Genomic DNA, 18,955 nt, shown 5'->3' with positions numbered 1-18,955 from the left:
GCGCATAGGAATGAAGGACAATAGCGCGATGCGAATAAACGACCCCTTTAGGATTCCCAGTGGTTGCCGAAGTATAACACATACCGGCAGGATCGTTTTCGTCTATGTCGGCAGCAAAAGGGTGGGATGGATTGCTTTCTTTCAATAAATCTTCATAGGAGTGAACCGGCGACAGGGTTGTATCAGGAAGCTTGTCATCGCTCATAATAATATATGAGTGAACCGTTTTAAGAGTAGGCTGGATTTTTTCAATAAGAGGGACTAGATCGATATCAACTAAGAGGACTTGGTCTTCAGCATGATTAATGATGTAAGAAATCTGTTCCGGCGAAAGCCTTATATTAATTGTATGCAGAACTGCGCCTATTCCCGGAACCGCAAAGTATGCTTCTAGATGCCGGTGATGATTCCAGGCAAGCGTTCCTACCCGGTCTCCCTTCCCGACGCCGAGCTTCTCAAGCGCATGGGCAAGCCGCCTCGTTCGCTGGCCTGTTTCTTTATACGTAAAACGCTGGATACCGCTGTGTGTCCTCGATATGACTTGTTTCTTGCCATAAAGCTTTTCCGCCCTTTCCAATAGGGAACCAACCGTCATTTGAACGTTCATCATATATTCCTTACCCCTTTCCTAATGGGAAACCAATTTCTTACGCCCTCATTCATGAGGAAAGATGACGATCTTCGATGACCTGTTCCAATTGTGTTCGCAACAGGAATTTCTGTATTTTACCGCTGGCATTCCGCGGCAGAGTGTCTCCGAACACATACTTTCTCGGCCGCTTATAATTAGCCAACTTATCGCTTTGGCGGCAGAATGTTTCCAAGTCATCCTCTGTAAGAGAATGATCCTTCAGCACAACAAAAGCTACGACCCTTTCTCCCCATGTATCATCGGGCTGGCCAAGCACAGCTACATCCAATACGCCGGGATGTTCGTACAAGACATCTTCCACTTCCCGAGGGTATACATTTTCACCGCCGCTGATAATCATATCGTCCACACGGTCCTTCACCCATAGATAGCCTTCATCGTCAAGAAAACCGATATCGCCTGTATGGTACCAATCCCTGTATAAAGCCTTTTCTGTCGCTTCCTGTTTGTTGAAATATCCTTTCATCACGCAGGGGCCTTGTACGATAATCTCCCCCGTCGCACCAGGCGAAACAACCGCCTCCGGATCGGATGGTCCGTCTTCGTTCGGCTGCACGATCCTAATTTCATGATTGATGAGCGCTTTTCCGGCAGAGCCCGACTTTCTAAGTTGGTCTTCTTCAGCTAGGAATGTGATAGCCGGCCCCATTTCCGTCATACCGTAAGCCTGGACAAGCTTGACATGAAAATGCTCGCGGCAAGCTTGGACGAGAACCGGAGCCATCGGGGCAGCACCGTATAAGCCAGTATCCAGCGAACCGAGATCATATCGCTTAAAATCCTCTTGCAAAAGCATATTCCACATCGTTGGTGCAGCAAATAGTTTAGTGATGCGCTCCTTTTCTATTTGCTCAAGCACAAGCTTGGGATTGAACTGGTGCATAATCACCGTCAAGGCACCAACATGGACCCGCGGCAGGAATGCACAATGAAGCTCGGCACAATGGAACATGGGGGCAATCGTCAAACCCCTGTCCTTATCCTTCAGATCCATCGCCTGTATGACAAGCATGCTCTGCTCTGCCATTTCCCGGTGGCGGTGAACGACCCCCTTCGGCCTGCCTGTCGTCCCGCTGGTATACATAATCGCGTAATCATCCGTTTCCTCGACTGTATCAGCCAACGGAGAAAGATCCTTCATGCGGATATGATCCCAATAGGATGCGGCATAGGAGATGGCCGTTTCATCGCAGTTCCAAAACGATATATGGCCAAAGCGCTGCTCGATAGAAGAAACAACAGGTTCAAGCGCCTGTTCAAAAAGAAGGACCTTAGGGGCAGCATCCTCCAATATATACGCAAGTTCTTCCGCCATCAGGCGAAAATTAATCGGATTGAAGACCGCACCGATTTTAGCACAGGCAAAATACACACTCGCTATTTCTTCGCGATTGTACAAAAAGACCGATACCCGGTCCCCTTTACCGACCCCTTCCTTCTTAAGTGCATTGGCAAGTGCGGTTATATGTCCATCCCATTCCAAATACGTATAAGAATGTTTGCTCCTGATATCTTTCAACGCTTCCTGATCAGGATACTTCCGGACTGTCAAATCAAATATTCTCCCGATGGTCATACTCATCTTCTAATCCCCCTTTTTTCCGCTGCATTCGCCGACCTGTTACAGAATGCGCTCGATTATAGTGGCATTCGCCATCCCATTTCCTTCGCACATTGTCTGCAGGCCATAACGCCCTCCGCTTCTTTCGAGTTCATTCATCATGGTGATCATCAGCCTTGCCCCGCTTGCACCCAAAGGATGCCCAAGCGCAATTGCCCCTCCGCATGGATTGAGTTTATCCGGGTCAGCCCCTGTTTCCTTCAACCAAGCGATCGGTACAGAAGCAAAAGCTTCATTTACCTCAAACACATCAATATCCCCGATGGAAAGCCCCGATTTCTCCAACGCTTTAGCTGTCGCCGGAATTGGGCCTGTCAACATCAGCGTAGGATCGGAACCTACGACTACTCTCGTATGGATCAAGAATTTCGGCTTTAAGCCCAGTTCCTCCGCCTTACTCTTGTCCATGATCAATAAAACGCCGGCACCGTCGCTGATTTGGCTGGAGTTCCCTGCAGTGATGAGGCCGTTTTCCTTAAAAGCTGGCTTTAGTTGACTCAATGCCGCCAATGACGTTTCTTTCCGCGGGCCGCCATCTGAAGCGGCCAAAAGCGGATGGTCGGATTCTCCCTGGACTTCCACACTCATAATTTCCTTCTCAAAATAACCTTGCTCCATAGCCTTAATTGCTTTTTGATGGCTCCATAACGCGAATTCATCCATTTCTGCCCGGGAGATTCCGTATTTCTCCGCAATCCGTTCTGCCGATAAGCCTTGGTTAATGATTTCGTATTTTCCTTTTAGCCTGTCACTTGGAGAGACTCCTTGATAATTAGAACCCATCGGTACGCGGGACATATTTTCCACCCCGCCTGCAATGACGACGTCCATATCGCCGGATAAGATAGCCTGAGCGGCAAAATGCACCGCCTGCTGGCTGGAACCACATTGCCGGTCGATTGTCGTTCCCGGCACATCAATCGGCAAGCCAGCGATCAATGCAGCTGCTCTGGCAATATTCCCGGCTTGTTCCCCCACCTGTGAAACACAGCCCAATATGACATCTTCAACTATACTTCCATCCACTTTCGCTCTTTTCAGCAGTTCTTCGATTGCCATGGCAGCCAAATCATCTGGCCTGATGCCATTCAACGCGCCATTCCTTTTCCCTACGGGCGTTCTGACCCCTTCCACTATCACTGCTTCTCTCATTTTCTTCACCTTCCCACCTGCTATAATCCCATATTTTTTGCTATGATCTTTTTCATGATTTCGTTCGTCCCCGCATATATGCTGGAGACCGGTATATCACGGAACCTTCTCGCAATCTCATACTCTTCCATATAGCCGTATCCGCCGTGCAGCTGCATGCATTCCATTGCCACTTTTTTAGCCATATCGGTCAGCTTCCATTTAGCCATGGATACCTTCGTTACTATATCTTCGCCTGCTATATGATCAGCAATCAGCGCATCAAGGAACGTCCTGCCCATTTCGATTTCCGTCGCCATCTCAGCTAGCTTGAATTGCAAAGCTTGAAAGGAACTGATCTGCCGGCCGAATGCCATACGCTCCTTCGTATACGCCACCGTCATGGCCAGCATCTCTTCGGCCGAGACCTGGGCGGCAATCGCCACCAGCAGGCGCTCTTGTTGCAGCTTATCCATCATATACAGAAAGCCTTTGCCTTCTTCGCCAAGCAAATTCTCCTTTGGCACTTTGCAATCTTCAAAAATCAGTTCCGCCGTATCCTGGCAATGCAGCCCCACTTTATGCAGTTGCCTTCCGCGGCTAAAACCTGGCGCATCTCTCTCGACCACCAGCAAGCTGATTCCCTTGTGGGCAGGGACAGCCTGCGGATCCGTCTTACAGGCAACCACGATTAAATCAGATTGAATGCCATTCGTTATGAACGTTTTCTGTCCATTGATCACATAATGGCCATCTTGGAGGACGGCAGTGGTTGAAATGCCGGCAAGGTCTGATCCAGCTCCCGGTTCGGTCATGGCGATAGCTGTAATCGTTTCTCCGCTAGTGCATTTCGGCAGCCATCTTTCCTTTTGTTCTTCTGTGCCAAATGCATGGATGTAAGGCACCACAATATCATTATGCAGGCCAATGCCTACTGTACCAGAGCCCACTCTCTCCAGCTCTTCATTAATAATAACGGAAAATCCCCAGTCAACCGCGCTTCCCCCGTATTTTTCCGGCAAATCCGGACAAAGAAAACCCTGCTCCCCCATCTTCAGCCAAAAGCTTCGGGGGATCCGGCGGTCTTCCTCCCATTGTCCGTAAAATGGATAGGCCTCTTTATCGAGGAATTTCCGTAGTGCCTTTCGAAAAAGAAGATGGTCTTCATTCAGGTATGGATGTTTCATCAAAGTAGCCTCCATATATATTCAAATCAAAGAAAACGATTACATTTCTCTCATTTATTGAATAGTCAAATTATTTTATTTATTCCATTTTACATGATACACTTTTAGCTTACAAACAATCTTTTGGAAAATTTTGTTGTGATTTTTTATACAGAAGGAAGTGGAATCCATGACTAAGATTGCGCTCATTCGGCACGGAAATACGGCATGGAATACCGAAAAGCGGGCACAGGGAAGCTCGAATATCCCTCTTGATGAAGCAGGCATGGCCCAAGGAAAAAAATTGGCCGAACGATTAAGCGAAGAATCCTGGGATGTGCTGTACAGCTCTGACCTGCTGCGGGCAAAACAAACAGCGGAATTGATTGCCGCCAAACTGCCCCCTCTTGAGATTCATTATGATTCCCGACTTCGCGAAGCCAGCGGCGGACTAATAGAGGGGACCATCGAATCTGAACGGATCAGCAAATGGGGGCCGGATTGGCGGACGATGGACCTCGGTATGGAGCCTGCGGACCAAGTAGCCGCCCGCGGCATAGCAGCAATGGATGATATCGTGAAGGCCCATCAAGGACAAAATATCCTGGTAGTAACCCACGGTGCATTCATTAAACACCTGCTTAAAAGGCTTATCCCTCACATGGATATGAATGTCCCCATGCTGAATACATCTATCAGCATGATCCATCTCGATGACGGTAAATGGGATTGCAGTCTATTCAACTGTGCGGCCCATTTGGATACAGAATGAAGAAAAAGAAAGCCCGATGCTAAACTGGTACCTGTAGTTAGGACACTTGAAAAAGAGTGTTCTATCTACAGGTTTTTTTATATACCGAATTCAGGATATGAGGTAAGAAGGATAAGAGGAGAACATGAGTAAGATAACATTTTCATCTAAAGAGATAAAATTACTTCAAAAGAACCCAAATGTACAACGCGTAAGTGAGCGAGCCATTACCTATACAGATGCCTTTAAAAATAAATTTATAGACGAGTATATGGCTGGCAAGCTTCCTCGACAAATTTTTAGAGAAAACGGTTTTGATGTGGATCTTATTGGCATCAAGCGAATTGAACAATCAGCTTATAGGTGGAAGAGAAATATTGCTTTTGCTTCTTTGAGAGTTGTGGTTCTTTAGCCCCTTCATATGTTGCCAAATTAATCAGGCCTTATAATCAACACGGGAGTGAAGACCAAAAAGTGTAAGTAGGAGATCAAGCGCCAGTATGAATCCGATTGGTTCAACTAATAATCGGTGGGGTGTGAATAACAACCCCCACCGATTAAAGCTTCACTTTATTTAGGCATCTCTTTTTCCACAGCAATGCACCAATCAGCTCAATCAATCCCACCGCTAAAAAAATCGGCTGCAATGGTGAACAATATCCGATCAAAAGCACTTGAATGATGATCCATCCCATCAGGACAATCCCTACACTTCCTAAATAAAACCACGCCCGGCTGCCTCGTTTCCACATGACGAAACATACAAACAGATGGCCAAAACCAATGATGCCCAATAGACATAAGCCTGGGATTAGGTAGGATGAAAAGACCGTGCCGTCTAGTAAAGATAATGGTAGCCCCACACTGCTGCCGGTAGGATCGCTCACTAATCCGAAACCGGCTGTTATTGCCCCGATTGCCGTTATGAACGGCAGTACCAATTGCCAGATGTCTTTTTTCTTCATACACTCTTCCCTCCCGCTGGAATATGCACTCTTATAAGGTCCCTGTTCCCGATTTTTACTGTTTTACACTAGAGAACCTCGTCACCTTTGTGTCTTTTAAATGTATAAAAAGAGGCTGGGACATAACTAGCTTCAGATAATGAAAAAAGTGAAATTGAGTGCGTTCAATTTCACTTTTTTCTATTTTTCTATTCATACTTAATGGTTGGCCATGTATTTCCGTAAATTCACGGCCATTAACGCAAGATCCATTTCATTTTCAACTTTCGATTTTCCTCGAACTGAAAATCGATTGAAATGCAAATTAGCCTTCAAGAACCACCGTTAACTCTTCTTCACTTTCCTGTACAATTTGAGGCATGATTTCATTTTTAAGCAGCTCTTTATATAGATGGTTTGATTTTTCGATTAATCCCTGATGATACTTCTCGATGGATTTCTTCCAAACAATCTTTAAACATAAGGACACTTCTTTCTGTTTGATTTGGTGTGGTAACTTAATTTTGACAGAGAATGTCCTTATTTTATTTTGAAAAAAATCAAAGCCGGTGAAATTTTACTCGTTGTAAAATTTCACCGGCTTTTTCATTTTAGAGGAGGGTTTTGTCCCAGCCTCTAGCCATTTATTTTAAGAAGATGAAATAGCAAAGGAAAATCACAAACAAACCATACATGATCGGATGAACTTTTTTCCCTTTTCCCGCTACAATCATAGTAATCGGATAGAAGACAAATCCCATTGCAATACCTGTGGCAATACTATAAGTCAATGCCATTGTCGTCACAGTCAGGAAGGCAGGCACAGCAATTTCGAACTTATCCCATTCAATATATTTAATAGAAGAAAGCATCAATACACCGACGATAATCAGAGCTGGAGCTGTCACCGCTGATGTCACGACGGATAGTACCGGGAAGAAGAAAATCGACAGGATGAATAATAAACCTGTAACGATCGCCGCAAAACCGGAACGCGCTCCTGCCGCTACACCCGCAGTCGATTCAACGAAAGATGTAGTGGTTGAAGTACCGAAAATAGCACCAACTACAATCGCAAGGGAGTCAGCCAGTAATCCTTTTCCTACACGAGGAAGCTCATTGCCTTTCATTAGGCCAGCTTGCTGCGCCACTGCCACCAATGTGCCCGCCGTATCAAAGAAGGCAACGAATAAGAATGTCAAAATAACAATCAGAATTTGACCGCTGAATAAATCGCCAGGGCTCTTGAATGCTTCGAAAGCCGCTCCAAAGGTTGGCTCCAGACTAGGCACTGCACCAACAATTTGCTTAGGCACTTCGATCAGGCCAAAAATCATACCGACAATAGATGTAATGATCATCCCGATAAAGATGGCCGCTTTAAATCCCCTTGTCATCAAAATAACAGAGATAACCAAACCGAAAATAGCAAGCAATGTGCTGCCTTTTGTCAAATCGCCAAGACCAACAAGCACCGCATCGTCATTTACGATAATGCCTGCATTCTGGAAACCAATGAAAGCGATGAATATACCGATCCCCGCACCAACCGCATGTTTCAGTTCCAGCGGAATCGCGTTGATGATTTTTTCACGGATGCCTGATAAAGATAAAAGAACAAAAATAATACCGGAAATCAAGACACCTGTAAGTGCTGTTTGCCAAGGAATACCGTATGTCAATACAACGGTATAAGCAAAGAATGCATTCAATCCCATACCCGGTGCAAGCGCAATCGGATAGCGGGCAATAATCCCCATTAAAATACTTCCCGCTGCAGCAGCCAATGCGGTTGCGACGAAAACCGCTCCGCTGTCCATCCGCAAATGAGCCGGAAGATTCGGGATGCTTTGCAATGTCAATGTCAGCGGGTTAACAACGAGAATATAAGCCATTGCAAGGAATGTCGTAATCCCACCGACGACTTCGCGGCCATAGGTCGTCCCCAGCTGTTCAAACTGAAAATACTTCTTCATTCTTGTTTTCCCTCCGTTATTCGTAGTGGTAATACCTTATGAGTTTTCCCAAATCCCCATATAAAAAGCCCCGTTCTGACAACAGAACGGAGCTTGACATTCAATGATAAACAGACCTATAGCTATGCACATCAAGATAGATATAGGGCATTCATCGTAGTCAAGCCGTTCATGGCAGCTTGGTAGAAACTTTTGGGCCATATCCCCAAAGATATACGACTAGCAAAATATATTTACATCATTTCTATCCTCATAGTACCAACGTTACTATGAGTTGTCAACATAAAACCCGAACGATAAAAACAAATATTTTTTTATAGTTCGTCTTCTGTTGAATTCTATTACAGTCCGTTTTATCGGAAGTTATAATTTTACTCTGATTTCTTTACATTCTTAAGGTTGACGATGTTTAAGTAAACATCCATATGCAGGATGCCTATCCATACTAAATGAAAGGATAAAAATGCGCCTAAAAGTCAATTTTATTACATATTTAGACCTATTTGTTGTTTACACACAAATAATATTGAAAATTCTAATATCTAACACAATTTATTGTTATTCTGAAGAAGAATAAGGGTTGGAGGGATAAAAAATGAAGAAACTAGCTATGCTTTTTGTGTCAGTGGTACTTCTTGTCTTCATTACAGCATGTGGAAATGATGAAGCAAACACAACCAAGGTAAAAGACAAAGCAGCGACTGAATCCAAAACAGAGCAAAAGACTACAGATACAGCCACCCATGCAGTGGATCCCACTGAGCCGCACAATCACAGTAAATGCGCATTTTGCAATATGAAAGTGTATACGAGAACCGATGAAATGGGAGCCTTCACCGCTCAAGCAGTAACAAAAGATGGCAAGCACCTTTTCTTCGATGATTCAGGTTGCTTATTGAACGGACAACGAACAGCAGATGAGCAGTATGAGAAAACATGGGTCAGAGATGCGGTCACAAAAGATTGGATAGAAACCGACAAAGCAGTCGTTGTGAAGTCCGATCAAATGACACCGATGAAATACGGCTACTCATTCTTCAGTTCACAGGAAGAAGCCGATCAATTCATCACTGATCATCAAGATAAACATGCCGTTATTGCCACTTTAGATGATCTTGACCAAGTAGCTAATGAACGCTATCAAAAGAAAATGCAAAACATGAACAATAATGAACACCATGGTTCCGAGACAGAAATGAATGACCACTCTGAATCAAACGGGCACGAATAAAAGCAGGAGCAGAGGCTCCTGCTTTCTCTTATGTTCAATGCTGTTTCGACCTCAGTACTTGCTGTTCAAAAAAGACCTTCTCAAGCGATACTTTGCGACCGTCTTGATTTGTTAATTCCTTAACATCGTTAAAATGAACAAGCTGTCCTCCTTCAATAAAAGCAGCCTTATCCGCAATCTCTTCCACCAGGGTGAGAATATGTGTTGTAAAAAGAATCGCCTTGCCTTTCATTTTCTCTTCATGCATGATTTCTTTGAATCGATATACCCAGAAAGGATCCAGCCCATTTGTCGGTTCATCAAGAATCAAGAAAGGCGTATCGGCAAGCAAAGCCTGTGCAAAAGAAAGCCGCTGCTGCATTCCCTTAGAAAAATGTTTAATGAGCCGATTGCGTTCCTCGTATAAACCAACCATTTCTAATACTTCCACTGCTTTCTCTTTAGGCACCTTCCGCAAATGAGCGAAGAAATACAATACTTCAATTGCTGATAATTGCCTTGGGAATAGCATATCATCCGGCATATAAGAGAATGTATGACGGTAGTCGAGACTAAGTGGATCCACGATTTTGCCGTCCACCTCAATATGCCCGCTTGTTGGCTTAATAATCCCTGTGATCATTTTAATCAGTGTGCTTTTCCCTGCTCCATTCCCACCGCATAACGCTACAATTTCACCTTGATGAATCGAAAAGCTGATTTCCTCCACCCTGCTGTCCTTGGTATATATTTTGGTTAAATGCTTCAATTCCACTGATTTACTCATTGCCTATTCTCCTTTTCAACACAAAGCTGCTGGCCATTAAAGGCGCTGCTAACCATAGCAAACTTGAGAAAATAAACAGCAATTGACCTTTCCAGCCGCTAGCCCAAATCGTTAAATCATATAGGCTCGGCCCAAATACAGCTACTCCGTCCATCGATAGAATCGCCCACACCCGAATGAGCTCGACAGGGTTAAAGAAAATGGATGCCGATAGCATCGATAAAATCCATTGCTTCGAAAAAACCAAACTAATGCCCATCACCAAGAATTCATAGAACAACACCATAAAGGCCCAAATGATCAAACTTGTTCCGAGAGCCTGAAATCTCGTCTTCGAAAGCAAACCGACCAACATCGAAATAGCTAGAAAGATGGCCGAAAGCAATAATGAGAATAGGTAGAACTGCAATATGACTCCTAAGGATGTGTCTACTGCCGTCATATACATCATCAAAATTGCCGCCCCATAACCAAACGTTATAACAGACCAAAGCGAGATGAATAATCCTATATACTTACCTATGATGACAGCATAAACTGGAACAGGATATGTCAACATAAGCATCAAGCCACGGTCTTCTTTCTCACCGGACAAAAAAAGCCCTCCGACCAATAAAGAAATCAACGGAATCAGCAGTAAATTCAAATTAAGCAGACTTGCAGTCATACGATTGAAGCCTAGATATCCCGAATCTCCTGTATTGCTGAAGTAACTAATAAAAATCGACAGGAACGCAAACAAAAAACCGAATGTGAAAAGCCATTTGCTCCGAATAATTAATGTAAATTGCTGTCTGGCAAGGTTTATGATCATTTCTCCCATCCCCACTTATGTTGTGATAACTGCTCAAAGTTGAAAACTTCACCTTTTCCTTGTTTTTCAATATATCGCTTAGCTTTCTCTTCATTCTCAAATGAGACTACACCATAAGCCATCGGTGTCCAGAAGTCGGAGTGGTAGGCGTAATAGGCATCCTTGCTTTCCAGCCACTTGCCGTTCTCCATATCACGGACATATTGCTTCGCTATATCTTTATCCGCAATTCGTTTGTCTTTCTCCACGAATTCATACATGCAGCCAATATCATCGAACTTATATACATCTCCATCTTTGGAGATCAACTGTGTTGCATAATTTTCCTCCGAGATACTCATATTGCAGATTTCACATATATCCACTTCCGGATTGATTTTTTCCGGTTCAAATGATGGTCCCTTCCCGCATGCCGAAAGAAAAAGCATCAGTGCTAGTATACTAATACGTTTCTTCATTTAAAGCTCCTTCCTAACCAAATTATTATGATGGAAAAGCATAGAAAAGGAATAGCAAGTAAGAGCGCTGCTAAATTTCGTTTTACGTCGCCCCCTGGATTCTCACTTAGTTTCACAGGCTGCACCAATGGCTTTTCGTCAAATACATCCGCAATTCCTATGGATGGGAATAGCGTTTCTGCTTTACTCCATAACTGAATAGAGGGACTTTCAAAGAAAAGTTGCCAATACGGCTGCCGGTCTAGCAGCTGATCATACAAGGAACCTGCTTTGTACGTTACGTCTCCAATGCCATCACCCGTAACATCAAAGCTGGAATAATCATCCCAATAGTTCCCTCGCTCGCCGTTATCCAATTGCATTTTATTATCGGTAATCTTCGATTGCACAACATTCGTAATAAAGTTATTCTCTGTAAAAATATTATTGTCGTTCTTACCGATGAATTCTAATCCGACCTGGTTCCCCGAAATAATATTTCGCTTGATCTGGACGTCGACCGTCTTCTCTAATGATAGCCCAGTGCTGTTTTGTTTAATGTTATTACCTTCCAGTAAAAGGTGTTTACTATCATAAATTAAAATACCGAAACCTCGTACATGGAACTGAACCATCACTGTATTATCAGTGATCGCAACGTCAGAAGAATCCATAATCATAAGTCCGGTAATGTTTGACTGCAGACGGTTCTTTGTAATTTCAATATCATTGCTGAACATGAAATGAAAGCCATACCGGGAGCCAACAACTGTATTGCCTTCCACTTTGGCATTCTTTGTCTGATCCAAATACACACCGTCCTGCACTTGGGCAATTCTATTGTCTTTAATGAGGTTCCCTTTCCCTTTATATATATGGATACCGCTTCCTCTTTTAGAGAAATGCATCTCATAACTTTCGATTTGATTATTCTTAATAGTATTATTCCGGCCATTCAATATATAGATTCCGTACATCACATCGAGCATTTTGTTATTCTGGACTGTAATGTTATTTCCTTCTTCTATATAAATGGCGCTTTCATTCTTCCTGATCCCGCTCTTTTCGATTATCAGGCCTTCTATCACTACGTTATCCGCTTTTACGGTGATAACGTTTCCCTTGCCTCCCCCGTAGAGAGTGGCCCCTTCTTCCCCTACAATCCGCAGAGGCTTTGTAATTGTAATCGGTCCCTTATACATTCCTTTCTCTAACTGTAACGTGTCGCCTGCTGTTGCCTGATCAATGACTTCTTGCAATGATTGATTAGGAGAAACGTCTATGTCAGCCGCTTCCGCAGTATAAGGAATGAATAAACCAATCAGAAAAATAACGAACAACCCCCATCTTTTATGAACCATTCTCATACCGACCTCCCTTCCGCCTAATATTACCAATCAAATATGCGATAATTTTGAAAAATAAATGTTTTTTACATGAAGGGAGTTAATTGGAATGTGCATAGGCACCAGTATGCGTCCCCTCTATTATCGATTGATCTAATTTAGTTATAAAAAACTCCTTTTCATCCTTAACATAGGGGGACTATGACAGGGAATAAATGCTATTTATTGATGAGAATAGTGCGCCTTCGATTCCGGAACTGGAAACACCACATGGCCAAACAAACATAGTGAAGCAGCAAAAGATTTAATGACAACTTATTTTGCAATACCTTTTTTCACAAAAAAATGCCTGCAAAGCTGATCAATACAGTTTGCAGGCATTAAGCTATCACCCAAGGGCTGAGTGCCCAGTCGGATGTCATTCCAAACGATTTAAAGCAGTTTTTATTACTGCTCTCTCTGTTTACCTTGCAGGAGATCGTATAATAATTAGGAAGGACTATTCATTAATAGGTGTTACAGTTACATCGTCAAAATAGACTTTTGCGAGTTTTTTCTCCCCTGCTGCCAGAGTGATGGACATATAGTGCGCTTGTGCGGGTGCCTTACTTCTGATTTCAACCTGCTCCCATCTTTTCTGCGGCTCCCGGATTAATTTTTCCAGGTCTCCAGTTGCTCCTAACTCCTGCCCGTTTTCATCGTAATAACGGACCATCACTTTGGCATCGCTAATTGTGTATGGCTTCCCTGGATGTTCATTTGTTGGAGGGCTATCGAGATAAACATACACTTTTGTGCTGTATTGCATATTCGGATTGATTTGGATCATACTTGAGCGAACGGCTGTGAATTCATTGGCGTGGTCACTACTGTCTGTTATTTCCATAGAACTTTGACCTGATTGTACTTGGACGTTAGAAAGATCAACCTGAGATTTCCCTTCCTGGAACTTGTATTTTGACCAGCCAGGAATGATTCCATCTTTTGCTGCTTGCTCAAAATCTCCATTGACTACTTGAATGCCAGCTTGTTTTTTAATCACTGTCACTATGGCTGAAGAAGTCACTCCTCTGAAAGTCGCCCTTACTTCTACTTGGCCCTCTTTCAGCCCATGAAGCATGCCATCCTCCCACTTTACGATACTTGGGTCAGATATGTCTATTTGAGCTGAATCACTAAGGTCTACTTTCCAGTCGAACAAAGTACCTTTTACAGCCATAGGCAAGGATTGATCGATTTCTAATGTATCAGGCAACTCGATTGTCAGGTCTGCCGGCTGTACGGCTTCATAACGCGATATAGTGGGCCCGAGCGCTGTATAAATTCTCTCTTTATCCGCAATGGTGAAAAGGGCGATTTGATCGAACAGCTTTTTGCTTTGCATGGTTTCTGTATCAATGACCGTCAGTTTCCCGGCAACATCTGAATACAGAAGCCCGTCATTGCTCCAGCGCTGGTGGACAGGGCGCCACTTCCCATAGCTTGTCACCTCGGGATAAGCATTTACACTTTTCACGATTTCCCTGGTTTCCGGATTAAACGCGAATACATATCCATCCATTGCCGCATAGATGAGCCCATCCTTACCTAGCGTCAATCCGCTGATCATCTCTCCTTTTGTTCCCGGCAGCTCGGGTTCCCATTCATGCAAAACCTCCTTTGTTTTCATGTCCCAAATAAACAGCTTTGCCTTTTGTGCTGTGGGCTCCCCCCCTAATCCTCCGTGAATCGATGTGGAACCGTATACGAGTCCATTATGGTATAAGAGGCCGGTTATGCTCTGGTCCTGCACAACGTTTCTTGTGACATCCACTTCTCCAGGGAGATTAGGATCATACACTGCGATGGCTCCGCCGAGGAGGGAGTATTCCGGGATCGTTCCGACAAGAAGCTTGCCCGCTCCGCTTGTCAAAACGAACGGCCGATCCTGTGATTTACCGATGTTGAAAAGCGTCCGGGGAGTTGACGTTTCAGTTATAGGTGTTTCCGTATTCAAAGCACTCACGCTTGCTTTTGGGTACATCCCAAAATAGGCCGTAGAGCCAAGAAAGCCGATTCCTTCTGCCTGTCCCAGATTGAACGTTGTAAATTTGCCTGCGGACGGATCATAATGGGCACCAAGACTTCCCATATAAGAACTCATATAAAGGTCATTATTCGGCCCTGCTTCAAGCGCCTGTATATTATTTGCCTGCTTTTCCACCAATGGCTCCATCGCTTCTCGTTTACCTGTAACAGGATTATAAAGAACCGCTTTGCCATCAAAGGAGACAGTGACCATGGAGGTATCAGGAAAATTCGGTTGATTTTTGATATTCATCCAAGCCGAGCTTCTTACACTGCCATCGAAAGCGTATGCCTTTTCTTCTTCAAGTGTTTCCACATCTATACGCCACATATAGCCATCTTTTTTACTTGTATAGACTTTTCCATCATATGCAGGAGTGACTGCCAGCAACCCTCTGACATTGCTAATGCCGCCGTCCCTCCATTCCTGCTTCTCCAAATCATACACAAGGATCGCAAAAGGGCCATTGAAGAAAGCAAATAAATAGTGATCGACAACAGTCATCCCATATACAAAGCCCATGCTATTGTATTTTCCGTTATAAATCGGGTCATTGGCATCCCCAGGCAAATCTAAAGCTGTATTGTCTTTTGTGTCCAGATTTATTTTCCAAACCCTACCATTAGCAGAGCCTGTCCCAGCGTATAGGTGGCCCTTATAATAAGCCAATGAACGGATATAGTCTTCCTTCTTGCCATCATCTCCAGGGGCAGTTCCATCATCGACCGGCTTGCCGAGCACATCTGTTATTTCATTTGTCTCAGCATCAATCTTGAAAACTCGGCCGCCGCTTGATGTTGAGTAGACGCCTCCGTATACATTGCCTTCTTCATCGCTCACCAATGAATAGATGGCACCCGTCCCCCCGATTGGCATTCCCAAATCCTCTACCGTCTTTGTTTCGGGATTATACATAAAGACCTTACTGGACGCCCCTATGTAGACCTTTCCTTTTGCCGAAACAACGTGGGTCCAGGCATTCGCCGTACCTGTAAGCGGATACACACCAAGCAGACGCCGATTGTCGAGATCGACTACATTGAAGGAAGCCGACTGCCCTGCCGTAGGACTTCCTGTCACCGTTGTGTACATCACATTTATACCGTCTTCCACACCATATGCAGCATCAATCGTCTGCCTTGTGCCGATTGGCATGCCCATATCATCATTTGGCTGGTTAGCCGGCACTGTATCTGGAATGACAAATGGCTTCCCGAGCTCAACCGGCGAGCCCAGCCCATTTCCCGAAGATCCTGCTGCTTCGGCAATCTCCTCATCTCCAAGCATTGGCACAAAAGCAAACATCAACAAAAACATCGACATACACGCAAAGACTTTTTTCAAATTCTCGTCCCCTTTCATTGTTTACATGAATCCGCATACTACGCAAAAAGATGGAAACTATTCTGAAAGTTGTTTGTACTATTCTAACAGTGAATCTGCTCTAGCCACTATACATAGAAAGGACTATCTTTATTGTTCTCTCTTAAAGATCAAAAACATCCCTTCAGACAGATATAATTGGCTTATTTCCCACACTTCCTGATCAAGGTTTACATCGGCAATCACTTCTTTTGACATCAAAAAAGACCCTCTTTTCTACCCATCATTCGGGTAATAAGAGAGTCGTCTTGGAAGTGTTGTGGTAGATCGTTTCAGATTGTTGCCGCAAACCTTTTTTATTATCATTTTGGACTTTGTCCCCATAAACCCAGTATTTATGTGGGTTCACAAATTTTTGTAATTTTGCCCACTACTTTTAGAGTTTCTCTTTTTACCTCTATTAAATCTAAATAATCCAAAATCACTCCCATATTGGGAAAATTTTATACGTCTATATTATTTATCTGATTTTTAGTTACAAAAAGGTTCCAATAATGGCAAAAGGATAATTAAGGGTGGCTTTGTCATTTCCCGGCAAACTGCAAATTATATTAACCCTTTTTCTATAGCAGATGCCAAGGCGCGCAATCTGTTGATAGTTCTCTTTTCACCATTCAGCACATACATTGTGTTTTCAGAAAATGGTGCTTTCTTCACAGGAGACAACACACCTATTTCCTGGCTTGAGAGTGTTTCAAACACAGTTATCAGTTCATCTAAAGACGGGGATACAATTGTTGAACGTAACAAGAGATATAAATCGCGAGCTGATAAACTGCCTAGCATTTCTTGCTCCTGCCCAAACTTGGAAATCACAAGTGTGATAATATCCATCTCTCGTTGCTTTGCGGTCATCAGTTCATCAAGATGAGAAAGACCATCCGGAACTTGAAAGATAAGAGCAATCTCTTCTAAAGATAATCCTAGTTTATGAGAAGTGCGTGCAATTTCAATCAACTCGACATCTGTAATAAGAGCAAAACTTTTCTTGCGAGCATGGTTTCTTATAGTATCTCCACTAAACCCCGGACCAACGATAGCTACAAAATCTGCATTATTCTTGTCTTTGTGTGTGTCAATCGCCACATCACTAATATCACTATGAGATACAGTTCCCCCAGACTTAGATTTACCATCGACTATTGCAATAACACTTTTTCCGTCGCTGTCTTTCCAACGAACAATTACATCAGTGTCGCCTGACCCTCCAATTCGTTTTGCATCAAATCCCATAAAGCGAAAAGTTTCAGCAATGGATTCTTCGAATGCCACACCAGAAGCTTTTCCTTCGGCCATAGGATCTCGTGCAGATACTTGTAATCTGGTAAAAATATCTTCATACTCAGCAGGGTGTGAATTATTGGTATTGTTGTTTCCATCGATCGCATTTGTATTCTCCGCTTCCTGCGACACTTCTTCTGTTACAGAGTCCGCCAAAGGCAAAGTAGAAACAAACTTTTTCCCTAGAGGCGTTGATTTCAAGTGGAGATATTGTGGCTCTTCTAAAAGTCCAGCTTCAAGTAAAAAGCCAACAATCCATCGGACTTTTTCGGTGTTTAAGTTGTATTTTTTTGCTTGAGCATAAACATCATTGCGAATAATATTATTTTCTGCGACATTTATAACTTCTCCAACAAAACGCATATTTGCGTGAAGAATCCGTACAAAATCTAAATCATTACCTTTCTCACACCATGCTTTAGCCGCTGGTGTTGCAATGTAAACACATCGCCCAACTTCTTCCAAAAGTCCTGAAGCCTTTAAGAAAGGCAACATCGATTCAGCACTGCTCTTTTTGAGGTTAAATTCATCTTCAACAAACTGGAACAAATCCGTTCTGGAAACTCTCTCAAGAGCGAATTGAGTAATAACCCTCAAATTGTGGATACGGTTTGGACTAGGAACCCAAATGTTATATGTGCTACGCTTTCTATGTGCTTCCGGCGTATCAATTAAATGCTGTAAAAGCAATGCAATTTCTGTGGGTGGATCGGCAATAGTTATATCGCTTGGTTCAGCATCAGGCAACTCTAAAACAGCTGGCGTAACAAGACTCCATTCATTAAGAGCTGCTTTTCCCATATCTGTCAAACTCCACTTTCTGTTTCCAATGTCATGTATCAAATCAAAAACCTCGAGCCAATCCATTCTTCGCCGTGTATTACTTAGATTGGCCCATTCCAATCTAAAACTTTCACATAGCTGTTTATCAACTTCTTCAATTGTTTTTGGAGCGTTATCTAAAATACCCAATGTTTCGCCAAAAAGGCGAACTTTATTTTGCATTAAGTCGGCTAAATGCCTTTTTGTCGGTTTACCTAGAAAAGCTACGCCAGCCTCTGTTAAACTTAATACGCCCGCCCGATTACTTACCAGGCCCATTCCTTTCAAAAAAGACGCATATGAGCGCCATGTATACGCAGAGGTAATATTTGTTTCCGGTTGGGCATCCAAATCACTCGCTTGTCCATTACCCACTAATCCAATCAATTCCTTAACCAGAGAAAACCATTCTTGCTTGCTTCCTCTAAGATCAGGAATTGACCATCCTTTTCTTCGCCATTCAATCTTTTGTTGTTGAATATCTGCAATATACATAAAAATTCCCCTTATGTACTGATAAATTTTAAATCAACGTGTGTTGCAAAATTGTTGCAATTTACTGTAAC

16 protein-coding genes, 1 pseudogene and 1 riboswitch (1 of these 18 cut by a window edge) are annotated in these 18,955 nt (G+C 43.3%); of the genes and pseudogenes, 3 read left to right on the top strand and 14 right to left on the bottom strand.

Annotated features, from left to right (window positions below):
- The 4 genes in view from BN1765_RS03475 to BN1765_RS03460 are tightly spaced (at most 49 nt apart) and all read right to left on the bottom strand, a layout consistent with a single transcriptional unit that may run on beyond the window.
- Nucleotides 1-610: the beginning of a long-chain fatty acid--CoA ligase gene (locus BN1765_RS03475; protein WP_050613861.1), read on the bottom strand. It extends 1,016 nt beyond the left edge of the window; the window shows 610 of its 1,626 coding nt (coding positions 1-610); its start codon is at nucleotides 608-610; the stop codon falls past the left edge of the window.
- A gap of 49 nt (nucleotides 611-659) precedes the next feature.
- Entirely contained in the window at nucleotides 660-2,234 is a 1,575-nt protein-coding gene (locus BN1765_RS03470; RefSeq protein WP_050613860.1) for a fatty acid--CoA ligase, read from the bottom strand.
- Between the two features lie 39 nt (nucleotides 2,235-2,273).
- Nucleotides 2,274-3,425 (bottom strand): thiolase family protein, encoded by a 1,152-nt coding sequence (locus tag BN1765_RS03465; RefSeq protein WP_050613859.1) that lies wholly within the window; start codon nucleotides 3,423-3,425, stop codon nucleotides 2,274-2,276.
- Between the two features lie 20 nt (nucleotides 3,426-3,445).
- A complete protein-coding gene (locus tag BN1765_RS03460) occupies nucleotides 3,446-4,591 on the bottom strand; it encodes an acyl-CoA dehydrogenase family protein (RefSeq protein ID WP_050613858.1) in 1,146 nt (381 codons plus the stop codon).
- 169 nt (nucleotides 4,592-4,760) lie between these two features.
- On the opposite strand from BN1765_RS03460, the gene BN1765_RS03455 reads away from it, so the two are divergent.
- A complete protein-coding gene (locus BN1765_RS03455; RefSeq protein WP_050613857.1) occupies nucleotides 4,761-5,342 on the top strand; it encodes a histidine phosphatase family protein in 582 nt (193 codons plus the stop codon).
- Nucleotides 5,343-5,466: 124 nt separating this feature from the next.
- On the top strand, nucleotides 5,467-5,733 hold the full coding sequence (locus BN1765_RS03450) for an HTH domain-containing protein (protein ID WP_050613856.1): 267 nt from the start codon (nucleotides 5,467-5,469) through the stop codon (nucleotides 5,731-5,733).
- Nucleotides 5,734-5,878: 145 nt separating this feature from the next.
- Here the strand turns inward: BN1765_RS03450 and BN1765_RS03445 are convergent, their stop codons facing one another.
- The 4 genes and pseudogenes from BN1765_RS03445 to BN1765_RS03440 all read right to left on the bottom strand — a co-directional run bounded on the left by BN1765_RS03445 (nucleotide 5,879) and on the right by BN1765_RS03440 (nucleotide 8,241).
- The gene (locus BN1765_RS03445) at nucleotides 5,879-6,286 is read right to left on the bottom strand and encodes a hypothetical protein (protein WP_050613855.1); all 408 of its coding nucleotides are present in this window, start codon (nucleotides 6,284-6,286) and stop codon (nucleotides 5,879-5,881) included.
- Nucleotides 6,287-6,484: 198 nt separating this feature from the next.
- Nucleotides 6,485-6,604, bottom strand: a pseudogene (locus tag BN1765_RS20650) (transposase); the annotation flags it as partial.
- A complete protein-coding gene (locus tag BN1765_RS19935) occupies nucleotides 6,591-6,755 on the bottom strand; it encodes a hypothetical protein (RefSeq protein WP_154666073.1) in 165 nt (54 codons plus the stop codon). The gene BN1765_RS19935 and the pseudogene BN1765_RS20650, both read right to left, overlap by 14 nt.
- A 154-nt stretch (nucleotides 6,756-6,909) precedes the next feature.
- Nucleotides 6,910-8,241, bottom strand: a complete 1,332-nt coding sequence (locus tag BN1765_RS03440; protein WP_050613854.1) for an NCS2 family permease — start codon at nucleotides 8,239-8,241, stop codon at nucleotides 6,910-6,912.
- A gap of 137 nt (nucleotides 8,242-8,378) precedes the next feature.
- A riboswitch (purine riboswitch) is annotated at nucleotides 8,379-8,480 on the bottom strand.
- A 356-nt stretch (nucleotides 8,481-8,836) separates the two neighbouring features.
- On the opposite strand from BN1765_RS03440, the gene BN1765_RS03435 reads away from it, so the two are divergent.
- Nucleotides 8,837-9,472: a nitrous oxide reductase accessory protein NosL gene (locus BN1765_RS03435; protein ID WP_050613853.1), complete on the top strand. Its 636-nt coding sequence runs from the start codon at nucleotides 8,837-8,839 to the stop codon at nucleotides 9,470-9,472.
- Between the two features lie 34 nt (nucleotides 9,473-9,506).
- Here the strand turns inward: BN1765_RS03435 and BN1765_RS03430 are convergent, their stop codons facing one another.
- The 6 genes from BN1765_RS03430 to BN1765_RS03405 all read right to left on the bottom strand — a co-directional run bounded on the left by BN1765_RS03430 (nucleotide 9,507) and on the right by BN1765_RS03405 (nucleotide 18,884).
- Nucleotides 9,507-10,238, bottom strand: a complete 732-nt coding sequence (locus tag BN1765_RS03430; protein WP_050613852.1) for an ABC transporter ATP-binding protein — start codon at nucleotides 10,236-10,238, stop codon at nucleotides 9,507-9,509.
- Entirely contained in the window at nucleotides 10,231-11,052 is an 822-nt protein-coding gene (locus BN1765_RS03425; protein WP_050613851.1) for an ABC transporter permease, read from the bottom strand. The genes BN1765_RS03430 and BN1765_RS03425 overlap by 8 nt, the downstream gene beginning before the upstream one ends.
- Nucleotides 11,049-11,510: a nitrous oxide reductase accessory protein NosL gene (locus tag BN1765_RS03420; RefSeq protein ID WP_050613850.1), complete on the bottom strand. Its 462-nt coding sequence runs from the start codon at nucleotides 11,508-11,510 to the stop codon at nucleotides 11,049-11,051. Before BN1765_RS03420 ends, BN1765_RS03425 begins: the two co-directional genes overlap by 4 nt.
- Entirely contained in the window at nucleotides 11,507-12,850 is a 1,344-nt protein-coding gene (nosD, locus tag BN1765_RS03415) for a nitrous oxide reductase family maturation protein NosD (protein WP_050613849.1), read from the bottom strand. The genes BN1765_RS03420 and nosD overlap by 4 nt, the downstream gene beginning before the upstream one ends.
- 484 nt (nucleotides 12,851-13,334) lie before the next feature.
- The gene (locus BN1765_RS03410) at nucleotides 13,335-16,247 is read right to left on the bottom strand and encodes a ligand-binding sensor domain-containing protein (protein WP_050613848.1); all 2,913 of its coding nucleotides are present in this window, start codon (nucleotides 16,245-16,247) and stop codon (nucleotides 13,335-13,337) included.
- Nucleotides 16,248-16,832: 585 nt separating this feature from the next.
- The gene (locus BN1765_RS03405; protein WP_050613847.1) at nucleotides 16,833-18,884 is read right to left on the bottom strand and encodes a restriction endonuclease; all 2,052 of its coding nucleotides are present in this window, start codon (nucleotides 18,882-18,884) and stop codon (nucleotides 16,833-16,835) included.
- Nucleotides 18,885-18,955 lie beyond the last annotated feature (71 nt).

This window comes from Bacillus testis, assembly GCF_001243895.1.
Classification (GTDB): Bacteria; Bacillota; Bacilli; order Bacillales; family DSM-1321; genus Bacillus_AD; species Bacillus_AD testis.
The sequence above is the reverse complement of the archived record's forward strand: the minus strand, read 5'-3'. Positions and strand labels throughout refer to the sequence as shown.